The 12,287-nt window shown below is 47.7% G+C and carries 11 protein-coding genes, 1 rRNA gene and 1 pseudogene; 4 read left to right on the top strand and 9 right to left on the bottom strand.

Annotated elements, in window-relative coordinates; genetic code table 11:
- Positions 1-29 precede the first annotated feature (29 nt).
- Positions 30-1,064, bottom strand: a complete 1,035-nt coding sequence (locus BG55_RS18170) for an NAD(P)-dependent alcohol dehydrogenase (RefSeq protein WP_034940516.1) — start codon at positions 1,062-1,064, stop codon at positions 30-32.
- 295 nt (positions 1,065-1,359) lie between these two features.
- Here BG55_RS18170 and BG55_RS18165 point away from each other — a divergent pair, with 295 nt between their 5' ends.
- The gene (locus BG55_RS18165; RefSeq protein ID WP_084276366.1) at positions 1,360-2,067 is read left to right on the top strand and encodes an oligogalacturonate-specific porin KdgM family protein; all 708 of its coding nucleotides are present in this window, start codon (positions 1,360-1,362) and stop codon (positions 2,065-2,067) included.
- A 27-nt stretch (positions 2,068-2,094) separates the two neighbouring features.
- On the opposite strand, the gene BG55_RS18160 is transcribed toward BG55_RS18165, so the two are convergent.
- Both BG55_RS18160 and BG55_RS18155 read right to left on the bottom strand, forming a co-directional pair.
- Positions 2,095-2,316, bottom strand: a complete 222-nt coding sequence (locus BG55_RS18160; protein WP_152542840.1) for a hypothetical protein — start codon at positions 2,314-2,316, stop codon at positions 2,095-2,097.
- A gap of 114 nt (positions 2,317-2,430) precedes the next feature.
- Positions 2,431-3,636, bottom strand: a complete 1,206-nt coding sequence (locus BG55_RS18155; protein ID WP_052018941.1) for a XylR family transcriptional regulator — start codon at positions 3,634-3,636, stop codon at positions 2,431-2,433.
- A gap of 776 nt (positions 3,637-4,412) precedes the next feature.
- Here BG55_RS18155 and yihA point away from each other — a divergent pair.
- Complete coding sequence (gene yihA, locus BG55_RS18150) at positions 4,413-5,042, top strand: ribosome biogenesis GTP-binding protein YihA/YsxC (protein WP_034940510.1); 630 nt, start codon at positions 4,413-4,415, stop codon at positions 5,040-5,042.
- A gap of 70 nt (positions 5,043-5,112) precedes the next feature.
- Here yihA and spfP read toward each other — a convergent pair.
- From spfP to BG55_RS18130, 5 genes and pseudogenes are all read right to left on the bottom strand, one after another.
- Positions 5,113-5,157, bottom strand: a pseudogene (gene spfP, locus BG55_RS23595) (small protein SpfP); the annotation flags it as partial.
- 287 nt (positions 5,158-5,444) lie between these two features.
- Positions 5,445-8,231 carry a DNA polymerase I gene (polA, locus tag BG55_RS18145; protein ID WP_034940508.1) on the bottom strand — a complete coding sequence of 929 codons (2,787 nt, stop codon included), beginning with the start codon at positions 8,229-8,231 and terminating at the stop codon, positions 5,445-5,447.
- 399 nt (positions 8,232-8,630) lie between these two features.
- A complete protein-coding gene (dsbA, locus tag BG55_RS18140; protein WP_034940506.1) occupies positions 8,631-9,260 on the bottom strand; it encodes a thiol:disulfide interchange protein DsbA in 630 nt (209 codons plus the stop codon).
- Positions 9,261-9,308: 48 nt separating this feature from the next.
- Positions 9,309-10,301: a serine/threonine protein kinase gene (locus tag BG55_RS18135; RefSeq protein ID WP_034940503.1), complete on the bottom strand. Its 993-nt coding sequence runs from the start codon at positions 10,299-10,301 to the stop codon at positions 9,309-9,311.
- Between the two features lie 77 nt (positions 10,302-10,378).
- The gene (locus BG55_RS18130; protein ID WP_034940501.1) at positions 10,379-10,648 is read right to left on the bottom strand and encodes a YihD family protein; all 270 of its coding nucleotides are present in this window, start codon (positions 10,646-10,648) and stop codon (positions 10,379-10,381) included.
- A gap of 74 nt (positions 10,649-10,722) precedes the next feature.
- Here BG55_RS18130 and mobA point away from each other — a divergent pair, with 74 nt between their 5' ends.
- Together mobA and mobB are read left to right on the top strand one after the other, a co-directional pair.
- Positions 10,723-11,307 (top strand): molybdenum cofactor guanylyltransferase MobA, encoded by a 585-nt coding sequence (gene mobA, locus BG55_RS18125; protein ID WP_034940498.1) that lies wholly within the window; start codon positions 10,723-10,725, stop codon positions 11,305-11,307.
- 9 nt (positions 11,308-11,316) lie between these two features.
- Positions 11,317-11,823, top strand: coding sequence for a molybdopterin-guanine dinucleotide biosynthesis protein MobB (gene mobB, locus BG55_RS18120; RefSeq protein ID WP_034940496.1), 507 nt, complete (start codon positions 11,317-11,319; stop codon positions 11,821-11,823).
- Between the two features lie 105 nt (positions 11,824-11,928).
- Here mobB and rrf read toward each other — a convergent pair.
- Positions 11,929-12,044: ribosomal RNA gene (gene rrf, locus BG55_RS18115) — 5S ribosomal RNA — on the bottom strand.
- Positions 12,045-12,287: the final 243 nt, after the last annotated feature.

The raw sequence follows: 12,287 nt of genomic DNA, 5'->3' as shown, positions 1-12,287 counted from the left end.
CCGACAGGGATAATCCTGTCGGCATCTGGTCAAAAAGTAATGACTATTTTCATCTCTTCAGGATGGCCTGCTGCGGCATATCTGAATGCCTCAACGCTGTCCTCAAAAGGATAGCTGCGGCTTATCAGCGCATCGACCGGTAGTTTTCCCCGACTCAGTAAGCGCAGGGTGCGGGGATAGCAATTGACATAGCGGAACAGGGTTTTAAAAGTGATTTCTTTCGCCTGCGCAGCAACAATATCCATTGGTGCAGTTTCAACCGGCATCCCCACCAGCACCACTGTAGCTCCCGGAGAAGCATATTCAGGCAGCGAGCCCAGAGCCGGAAGCGCTCCACTGCATTCGAAAATGACGTCCGCGCCCTGCCCGTCAGTCAGGTGGGCCACTGCCCTCGACAATGCGCCGGAAGCGCGGACATTCACCCCATGCAAACCAGGGTAATGATGGGTAAAGGCCAGCTTCTCATCAAAAACATCACTGACAATGACATCGCTACAGCCCGCAGCCAGCGCAGCAACAGCGGTCATCATTCCAATTGGGCCTGCGCCCGTCACCAGCGCAATATCTCCCGGCTTAATACCGGCCTGACAAACGGCGTGAACGCCCACCGCCAGCGGTTCGACCATTGCTCCCTGGGTAAAAGAGACATTGTCAGGAAGTTTATAAGTTAACGCCGCAGGATGGATGACGCTTTCGCGCAAACAGCCATGTACAGGTGGGGTGGCCCAGAAGCGTACGGAGGGATCGAGATTATAGCGGCCAACCCGGCTTTGCCAGGAAGAGAAATCCGGTATTCCCGGCTCCATACATACCCGATCCCCGCAGCGCAGATGGTGAACATTTTTGCCAGTAGCAGTCACCACGCCAGCGGCTTCGTGCCCCAGAATCATTGGTTTATCGACGATGAAGGGGCCAATTTTACCATGTTGGTAATAATGAATGTCGCTACCACAAATCCCAACCGCTTTTATTTCTATTTGTACATCGTTATCGCCCAGCTCTTCATCTGGCACAATATCGCGTAGGGAAATATGCTGTTTTTGTTCAAGGACTAATGCTCTCATAAATTTCTCACTTTCTTTATGAAAAAAATAATCATCCCGTATTTACCGGGATATCCGCACTCTTTACTGCATGTCATAAAACAATATCAGCACAATATTGTGACATGAATCACTTCGTAATTATCTTTACGAAAAACATGAGAGAATTCACAAAAGTTATTTTTTACGCAGCGGAAGCAAAAAAAATTAATCTGTTCATTAATTTTTTCTCGTTATTATTTTGGCACCACCATGGGCATGCACACTTCAGAAAGGAATCTGTTTTATTCATAATTTAAGGGAAAAGGATAATGATATGAAAAAACTAATGATGAGAAGCATACTGGTAATGACAGGAATAACCAGCGCAACTAATGTGATGGCCCTGGAGTTTACTTCACCCGCTCTGGATTTTCGCGAAGCATGGATGTCTGGCAGTAAGATGTTTCAAACCAAATTGCAAATATCGACCGTAATCGAAAAGAACGTCTATTTTTCTTATCAGAACACCATAAATCATGGCAAGGACTTTTCTCAATTTAAAAATAACTACTCTGAAATAGAGATGGCATATAATATTCCGGTTACGGATAAATTCTCCATTATTCCTGATGCTGTCTTTAACTGGGGGCGCAGCGGGACGCATATTGATCCTTATCTGAAACTGGGCTATCAGCTGACACCCGATATTGGGCTTATGGCTGGCTATCGCTATTACCATCTCAATTATAAATCGGTAAACCTCGACGGCGACCAGCAAAGAAATGACAGTCATGAGTATGATTTGTGGTTCAACTGGCAGGTAACTGACAGGATTTTCTTTAACTATAATCCGGTATATCTGCATAAAGCCGGCAATTTCTACTATGGCAATAACAAAAAATCGATGTGGCAGCATACTGTCTATTTCAATTATCGCTACGACCAGCACTGGTTGCCTTATATCGATCTCTCCGATCTCGGACGTGCCGGAAATGGAGAGAAAGAATATCGTATCAGGATGGGTATTCGTTACAGTTTCTGATTTATTCAGGAGCGATATAGCACTACGTTATTGAGAGCTGACCATCATCTGTTTAGCAAAGCGTTTAGCTGCCTGTGTCTCCTGGTTATCAGACGTGGTCTGGCAGTGAATACCTTGCTGATTTATAACCCATTGCTGCGTTTCTTGCTGATTTTCTGCGAAAGAAGTGGCTGGCAAAAACATCATTGTTGCAGTGAATGCCGCAACGGCCAGTAAACCTGACTGCATTGTCATAATAATTCTCTCCATTACAACTGATAATTATTTTGATTGCCGCGAATAATCAACGTGATGGCAATCTGCCGATCTGTCCGTCATCCGGACAATGCCGAAAGAATAATCATAATATGGGCAACTGATGTGTCATAACGTGTGATCAGCATCACTATTTTCCTCTGTGCTGTGCCAGCGCGAACGATATACCAGCGGCGTCACAGCATAAGCTTTCTTGAAAACAGCGTGGAAATATTGCAATGAGCGATAGCCGGTAACATCCGCTATCTCATTGATGGACAAGGCCGTGGTGATCAGCAGCTGACGTGCGCTTTCCAGCTTTTGATGGTGAATCATTTCGTGAATACTCTGCCCCAGGCTTTGCCGGAAACGCGTATCCAGATTGGTGCGTGACAGACCGACGTGATCCAGCACCTGCTCGGTTTTTATCCCTTTACAGGCATGATTGCGAATAAAATGCATCGCCCGTATTACACAGGGATCAACCACAGAGAGATAGTCAGTGGAGCGCCGCGCAATAACTCTGGCTGGCGGCACAATGATTTGCTGCGCAGGCAGCGGCATCTGGCGTAACTGAAGATGTAACAGTTTGGCAGCCTGGTAACCCATCTGACGACACCCCTGAACGACAGATGACAGACTGATACGCGACAGATAGCGAGCCAGTTCTTCGTTATCAATACCTATGATGGCAATCTTTTCCGGCACCGGAATTTCAAGATATTCGCATACCTGAAGCAGGTGTCTTGCTCTGGAGTCAGTAACGGCAATAATACCGGTTCCCTCCGGTAGCGCTTTAACCCAGGCCATTAGCGCATTTTGCGCCTGCTGCCAGTTATTCACATCGATATCGTAACCACGATAGATTTTACCCTGATGATCTCCTTCATGAAGTAGCGCTTCGAACGCAAGCTCACGCTCCAGCGCCCAGCGTTTATTCTGCGATTCAGGAAAACTATATAAGGCAAAATAGCGCAACCCTTTCTGCACCAGATGATGGAACGCACTGCGGACCAGCGCATAATTATCAGTGGCGACGTAAGGCAGCGCAGGGTAGCTGGAGGATTGATGGTAGGATCCCCCAACCCCAACCACCGGGACGGGCAACCTGCCGAGATAAGCCTCGCTGCTGGCATCATCCATATCCGCAATGATGCCATCAAAGGTCCACTCTTCAAGACGCTGGATGTCACTGCGATAATCATCAGCGATAAATACATCCCAAAGTGCCTGGGAAGCCTGGATATATTCACCCACCCCTTCAATAATTTGTCGGTCATAGGCTTTGTTAGCATTGAATAACAGAGCTATGCGAAAAATCGCGCTACGTTCCATCAGTGACCTCTGTTTTTACCCGCGAAAGAGAAAACACCAGGAAAGTGAGCATCTGATTGCCCTGAGTTTGTTAAAACAATGTTTCATAGAATTTAACGTGTTGAAAATTGGAAAGGAAATGGCAAAAACGCAGAATGGACGGTGGATCACAACTTGTTTCGTTGCGGGTGCGAAAGATTCAGATTGGTCGTTTAAAAGGTATTCACAGATTCGACACTCTGTTGCAATGCCTGCTTACGTCAGATTTTCTGAAACACAGTACTCATGTCAGAATCTGTGGTCCCTTAATGGTAGAAAGGCGACAGGATAACCTGCCGCCTTTCCTGATGCCTTCCTGAGAAGGACTAACTTCAGTCAGTATCCTTTTTAGCACACAACATCCCTGTTTTCCGTTGCCATCGCCGTCCATCCTGAACGCTATCCTTTCCATTAAAGGGTATTGCTCCCTCAACACATTCCCTCCCTGCTCTGCACCATCCCGATGTCCCTGAGCTCTTCTTCCTGAAGGAAGCCCTCCAGGCTGTGACAATTACTTTAGACTATATGGTTCAGGTCACAAGGAAGGCTGATGATTTTTTTTAACAACGATGTTTTTACATTTTTAATTAGCTGTTTTATAAAGAATTTAAAATAATCCTGCTAAAAAAAACAGAAAATTTCCTGCAAGAATCATCGGTAATCTCTCACGAGTTTTCCTGGGGATTTGTCCAACAGGGCGTTTTCAATCGATAAAGGGTATACTTTGCGCAACTATCCTTATATCCGGAGTTTCTATTTTGTCTGGCTGGAATTATCACCTTACTCATTTTGTTACCAGCGCCCCCGATATTCGTCACCTGCCGGACGATTCTGGTATTGAAGTGGCGTTTGCCGGGCGTTCCAATGCGGGCAAATCCAGCGCCCTGAACACGCTGACCAATCAGAAAAACCTGGCCCGAACCAGTAAGACGCCAGGACGCACACAATTGATTAACCTGTTCCAGGTCGCTGAAGGTTATCGGCTGGTCGATTTACCCGGCTATGGCTATGCAGAAGTGCCGGAAGAGATGAAGTTAAAATGGCAACGTTCGCTGGCAGAATACCTGCAAAAACGCCAGTGTCTGAAAGGCGTGGTGATCCTGATGGATATTCGCCATCCTCTGAAAGAACTCGATCAACAAATGATCCAATGGGCGGTTAGCAGTGGCATTCAGGTACTGGTGCTGTTAACCAAAGCCGATAAGCTGGCTTCCGGTGCGCGTAAATCTCAGCTGAATATGGTACGTGAAACCGCGAAAGGTTTTGCGGGGGATGTGCAGGTTGAGATGTTTTCATCCCTTAAGAAGATGGGTATCGATAAACTCCGTTTTAAACTCGACAGCTGGTTCAGTGACCTGGCATCTTCCTCTGAAGAAACCAGTGACTGAACGGGAACCCGGTCAGCTCGCGCCCAATAAAAAACGCCCCAGTTGTAACAACTGGGGCGGCTAATATTAAGCCAAATCCGATTACGTGAAGTAAAAGGTTTGAAAGATAGAACATCTTACCTCTGTACCCTACGCAGCAAACTTTACATGATTTCCTCAGCCCTCAAAAGTTTTTTTGTAGTTAATTTTCATTAAATAGCGTCGGTTATCTGGCATGGCTCACAAAAAAAGAGATTGCTTGTAGCTTAATTACAAAAAAATGCTGCCGGGCCAGGTGCTTAGCTGAAATTCCGCGAGAAAGGGAAATCCTGCGCAACAGCGCTTGTTAACCAAAGCATTTTCTTATGGGACAAAAAAAGACTGATATCGCGATGATATCAGCCTGACTTTCCAGTGAAGCTATCAGTGGGCCTGATCCCAGTTATCACCTACTCCCACATCTACCTGTAACGGAATATCCAGCTTCATGCTGTTTTCCATCAGTTGACGAATTTTGCTGCTCGCCGCTTCAACTTCTGACGTTTTTACTTCAAAAACCAGTTCATCGTGAACCTGCATGATCATTTTCACCTCAGAATTTTCCTCGAGGCTAAGCCAGCCATCGACATCTATCATCGCTTTCTTAATGATATCCGCCGCAGTCCCCTGCATCGGCGCATTGATAGCCGCTCGCTCGGCAGCTTTACGACGCATTACATTACTGGCCTTAATATCCGGCAGATAGAGCCGACGCCCGTCCAGCGTGGAAACGTAGCCTTTTTCGGCCGCCTCCTGACGAGTGCTTTCCATATATTCCAGCACACCAGGGTACCGTTCGAAGTACAAATCCATATACTTTTTGGCTTCGCCTGCACCAATATTCAGTTGGCGGGATAGTCCAAATGCGCTCATGCCATATATCAGACCAAAGTTTATCGCCTTGGCACTACGACGCTGCTCTGTAGTGACCTTATCCAGCGAAATACCAAATACCTCTGCCGCCGTGGCGCGATGAATGTCCTGCCCTTGCGAGAAGGCTTTCAGTAATCCTTTATCCTGTGACAAATGAGCCATGATACGCAGTTCAATTTGTGAATAATCAGCCGCAACAATCTTGTGACCTTCACTGGCTATAAAAGCCTGGCGAATGCGCCGTCCTTCTTCGTTCCGCACCGGGATATTTTGCAGGTTAGGATCGGTTGAAGAGAGTCTGCCCGTGGCCGTCACGGCCTGATGATAGGAGGTGTGGACCCGCCCGGTGAGCGGATTGATCATCTGAGGCAACTTGTCAGTGTAAGTTGACTTCAGTTTGGACAAACCACGATGCTCCAGAATGACTTTCGGCAAAGGATAGTCCAGCGCCAATTCAGCCAGCACCTCTTCGCTGGTAGAAGGCGCTCCACCAGGCGTTTTCTTAGTGGGTTTAATACCCTGCTTTTCAAACAGTATGGTCTGTAGTTGTTTGGGAGAAGAAAGGTTAAACGGCTCACCAGCCAGCTCGTGAGCTTTCAGCTCCAGTTCAGCAAGACGGGTGGTTAGCTCCTGCGAATGGTTTGCCAAAATATTCGGATCGATCAGTACACCATTACGTTCGATACGCGAGATGACGGAAAGCAGTGGCATTTCAATTGATTCAAATACTGTCTTCGGTCCGGCTTCTTTTTCCAGTTCAGGCCACATCTTAAGATGCAGTTGCAAGGTGACATCCGCATCTTCTGCTGCATAATGCGCCGCCTGTTCCAACGCAATCTGGTTAAAGGTCAGCTGCTTTTTACCCTTACCGGCTATCTCCTCAAAAGTAACCGTTTTATGGTTCAGCCAGCGAGAGGCCAGCGTGTCCATATCATGCCGGCCAACAACACTGTTAAGTGCATAGGACTCAAGCATGGTGTCAAATTTTATGCCCTGTAACTCAATATCGTAGTTTTTCAGTACGCCGCGATCATATTTCAGGTTCTGCCCTATCTTCAGCAACTGTTCGTTCTCAAGCAGTGGTTTCAGTTGCTGGAGTACGTCATCACGCTCCAACTGCACGGGCGCATCAAGGTAATCGTGAGCGACGGGTAGGTAAGCGGCCTCTCCCGGCGCTACAGCAAAGGAAATGCCGACGATATTGGCACTCAGCGTATCAAGGGAATCCGTTTCCAGATCGAAGGCAAACAGCTCGCTGCTTTGAAGTTTTTCAAGCCAGCTGGTAAACACATCCTGATCAAGAATGGTGACGTATCCCTCAGCTGACAGTACGCTGGCGGCTTCATCCTGTTGTTGCCTCTCTTCAACCAGCATCTTCTGCGCCTGTGGATTACTCTTTTTACCCTGCAACCATTTGCCTTCTTCCAGGTCGGCAATCCAGCGTTTAAATTCATAATGACGAAACAGATTGAGCAATTCCTCTACGGCCGGATCGCTGACCGTTAGTTGTTCACTGCTGAGATCCAGTTCGACATCTGTCTTAATGGTTGCCAGCTGATAAGAAAGCAAAGCGACCTCTTTATTTTGCTCAAGCTTCGCAGCCATCGTTTTCGCGCCACGAAAACTCAGTCCAGCCACTTTATCCAGATTATCAAAGATATCGTTAATACCTCCAAGTCCCTGTAACAGCGCCTGAGCGGTTTTCTCCCCCACACCAGGCACGCCGGGGATGTTATCTGAAGAATCACCCATCAGGGCAAGAAAATCGATAATCAACGATGGAGGGATGCCGTATTTTTCCTCAACTTCATCCGGGCCGAGAATGGCATTGTTCATGGTGTTGATTAGCGTGATATTGGGCGTGACCAGCTGCGCCATATCCTTGTCACCGGTGCTAATCAAAACGGGCTTTCCTCGTTTTTCTGCTTCGAGTGCCAACGTACCGATGACATCATCGGCTTCTACGCCGGACACTGCCAGTAGAGGCAATCCCATTGCCCTGACCATGGTATGGAGAGGTTCGATTTGCGATCTGAGATCATCCGGCATCGGTGGGCGGTGAGATTTATAAGCATCGAAAAGCTCATCACGGAACGTTTTCCCTTTGGCATCAAAAACCACCGCCACATGGCTGGGTTTGTACTGTAACAGTAAACTGCGCAGCATATTCAGAACGCCATACATCGCTCCGGTTGGTTCTCCTGCACTGTTGGTCAGCGGAGGAAATGCATGATAAGCGCGATAAAGGTAAGAAGATCCATCCACCAGAATAAGCGGGTTTTCTGCAATCTGAGCCATAATTTGTCACATTCTTCGTTGGTTTCCTCAATGAAACTTAGGATGCCACAGCTGTGACTAAAAAATGAAATAAGTCCGCGTATTAACTTCTCTGACAACACAGAACTGCGACAACATACGCAACAACAAACTGTGGATAACTTTGTGCGTAAAATTTCTAACGTATTGTTATCTTCAGGAAAAGAAGATTGAATAAAATTAAAATCACATATTAATCATATAGATAAAATTTAAACTGCTGATTTCCTGCAAGCCTTATCAAATTAATTCTGTGTGGATATTAATTATCTAGAAGAATTTGTCGCCGGTCAGCGAAAGAGAGTAGCAATGTATTACTGGCGTAATCGAATCTGTGAGGAGACAACGCCAGCGCAACGCTGGCGTTATAAAACAGCGGGGTTATTTCTGGGTTACAAGGTATTTCACAACGTTTGCATATTGCTGAACATAGTTATCCATAGAGCTGGTATCAAGGCCGCCGTTGTTCACCATGTACTTGCCATTAACAAACATTGCCGGTACTCCGCGCAAATTAACATCCTCAGCAGCCTTCTCCTGCTGGGCTACCAATGATTTGACCACGAAACTGTTCCATGCAGAATCATATTGTTCCGGGGTAATTCCAGCAGCTTTAACAAAAGCATCTTTCAGGCTGGCTGCATCAGTGATGGTTTGTGTTTTCTGAATGCCATCAAAAATTGGTGCAGTAACTTTATCTTCCACACCCAATGCCATCGCAACGGCCCATGCCTGAGTTACCGTTTTACCCATTTCGCCGCCAAGAAATTCGACGTGGTATTTCGTCACTTTAGTGCCGGCGGGCAGATTCTTTTTAACCGCATCACTGACGTGCCAGACGTGTTCAAATTCATAGCAATGTGGGCAATAGAAAGAGAAAAACTCCAACACCTGAGGTTCACCCGTCGCCGGTTTTTGCAGCGTGACGTACTGCTGACCATCAGTGAATTGTGCCGCTGAGGCGCCGAACATCAGAAACATTCCAACCAGGGCAAACAAAATTTTTTTCATCGAAAACTCTCTTCTGAAAACAAAAATGGGTTAAGCGAAATATAACGCTCAACTCTGGAATGCGGGCATCAGCTGCAATGGTGGCTCCTGCAACAGCCGGGCCTGCTCGTTAAAGATGGAAATCTGTCTGCGCCAGAAATCCTCGTCTGTCATCCATGGGAAGCTGGTCGGGAACGCCGGATCCTGCCAGCGACGGACAATCCACGCCAGATAATAAACCATCCTCATAGCGCGTAAAGGCTCAATCAGTGACAATTCGTGTAAGTCGAACTCACTGAATTCACAGTATGCTTCCAGCAAAATGTCCCACTGGATACGCTGCTCCTTGCTGTCACCATTAATCAGCATCCAGAGATCCTGTACTGCCGGCCCGTTACGAGCATCATCAAGATCAACAAATAGTGGTCCATCGCGCCAGAGTATATTGCCGGGATGGCAGTCACCATGAAGGCGGAGCGACTGCCACTGAGTATGCCAGCAGTTTTGTAAAGTTGTGCCTATCAGCCTGACGCTGCTTAACAAATTTTCTTTCAGCCTGCCGGGAATCAAGCTGCTGGCCTCAAACACCTCTAATGGTTCAAAAACGAATTCATCCAGGCTGATAGTCGGGCGATCGGCAAACGTTTTTTTCCTGCCGATCTGGTGAATACGTCCCAGATAACGTCCGACCCATTCAAGGTGATCGTAATTGTCCGTTTCATACTGACGGCCTCCCAGACTGGGAAACAGGGTGAACTGATAGCCCTCATGCTGATGCAGCGTTTTACCCTGCAAAACCAGCGGTGCGGCAACAGGAATCTCTGAGGCCGCCAGTTCAGCACTAAACTGATGCTCTTCCAGGATTTGTGCTGGCGACCACCGCTGCGGGCGGTAAAACTTCACCACGTAGCGTTTTCTCTCTTCATCGCTAAACTGCCAGACCCTGTTTTCATAACTGTTCAGTGCGGTCAGGCCGGAATCAACACTAATCCCTGTCGCCCAAAGCGCATCAAGAATAGTGTCAGGATTTAAATTCTGAAAGTTGAAGGCAGGTTCTTTCATCCGGCATACTCGTCATCGTGATCGGTTAACGCTCAAGAATATCACCAAACAGCACCACGGCAGATGGCAGCAGCAATTTAATCTTTGATTACACCACGTGCGCGTAGCAAAGCGGTTTTAAAGTCTTCTTCATAATCTTTCTTCAGGCCAGGAATTTCTGCTTGTTTATCGGTTCCACGCATTTTGAGGTGATAAATCAGTACATCATCCGTTAATTCATCCAGTGGTTGAGTAAAACCCGCTTCCGCAGCAAGTTTCTGCAAAAATTGCACTAAATTCAGATCGGGGTCCTGCTGCCAGACGGGTTGTAATAATGACAGTAATTCGTTGAGACGATGACATTTCATATCGGGTTCCTGTATTGATACTGGTGTCGTTACGGTAGCAGGCTTAAATCCACAATAAAAGGGCGTGTAAACTAATGAGCAGCTACCCTCTTCTCTCATTCAATAACATCACTGGTGTAATTCTGGCGGGGGGACGGGGTAGTCGTATGGGCGGTAAAGACAAAGGGCTCGTAACCTGGCACGGAAAACCCCTTTATCAGCATGTATTGACGAGTCTGGCACCTCAGACAGAGAAAGTTTGTATTAATGCTAATCGTAACATTTCTATTTATCAGCAAAGCGGCTTATCCGTGATAACTGATTCTTTGCCTGACTTTCCCGGTCCGTTGGCTGGAATGCTTGCTGTTCTTGAGTATATTGATACTGACTGGGCGGTATTTGCTCCCTGTGATACTCCAGCTCTGCCAACGGATATGGTTTCACGTCTTTGGCAGGCAAAGCATACAGCTCCGGCAGTATGGGTTCGCTCAGCCGGGCGGGATCATCCTGTAATAGCCCTGCTCCATATCAGCCTTGCCACGCCGCTGGCAGGTTTTCTGGCTAAAGGAGAAAGAAAAGTAATGTTGTTCCTTAGGGAGGCTGGAGGCCATGGCGTGTCTTTCGACGACTGCCCTGAAGCATTCGCCAATTTTAACCACCATGAGGACCTTTTGTCCTGAGAGAGCACAATGATTCCACTTCTGGCGATTACTGCTTTCAGCGGCACAGGGAAGACAACGCTGCTGAAGCAACTGATTACCATTTTCAAAACGCGGGGCATTCGTCCCGGCCTGATTAAACATACGCACCATGATATGGATATTGATATCCCTGGCAAAGACAGCTACGAGCTGCGAAAGGCGGGGGCCAGTCAGGTTATGGTCTTTAATTCGCAACGCTGGGCGTTGGTCACAGAAATGGCACAACAACCTGAGCCCGATTTGCAGTTTTTAGTCAGCCGCATGGATCAAACATCAATGGATATTATTTTGCTGGAAGGTTTCAGGCATGAGCCTGTACCCAAAATTGCGTTATGGCGTGGAGGGGAGCAATTGAAACTGGCACAGCTGCTGGACAGGCACGTTATTGCTGTCGCCAGCGACCGTAGCATCCCGGTGACCTGCCCCCTGCTGGATCTCAATGACCCGCCGCAGATCGCTGATTTTATTGCCGCATGGCTGCGCACCCGGCGCTGAGCTCTTCAGCGGTAAAAGTCGGCCCGGGAAGGAGGTATCCGCTTTTTACCGCGACAGAACGCAAAAAACCCCGGCCTTCCGGTCGGGGTCTTCGCTTTATATGATGCCTGGCAGTTCCCTACTCTCGCATGGGGAGACCCCACACTACCATCGGCGCTACGGCGTTTCACTTCTGAGTTCGGCATGGGGTCAGGTGGGACCACCGCGCTACGGCCGCCAGGCAAATTCTTTGTGCTCGGAACGAATCTTTTACGCCGATGCCGCGTTGCTCTCCCTCGCGCCGCTCCGTCACATACCCACGTATGCTCCGTCCCGTCGTCTCAGTCGGCGCCTCGCCTCCGCGCAAAATCTTTCGTTCCCGCTAATTCTTTATCCGTCACAAGCTGAAAATTATTCACCGTCTCTCAACAGAACGCCTCTGGCGTTGTAAGGTTAAGCCTCTCGGGTCATTAGTACCGGTCAGC

Source organism: Erwinia mallotivora, from assembly GCF_000590885.1.
GTDB classification, from domain to species: domain Bacteria; phylum Pseudomonadota; class Gammaproteobacteria; order Enterobacterales; family Enterobacteriaceae; genus Erwinia; species Erwinia mallotivora.
The sequence above is the reverse complement of the archived record's forward strand: the minus strand, read 5'-3'. Positions and strand labels throughout refer to the sequence as shown.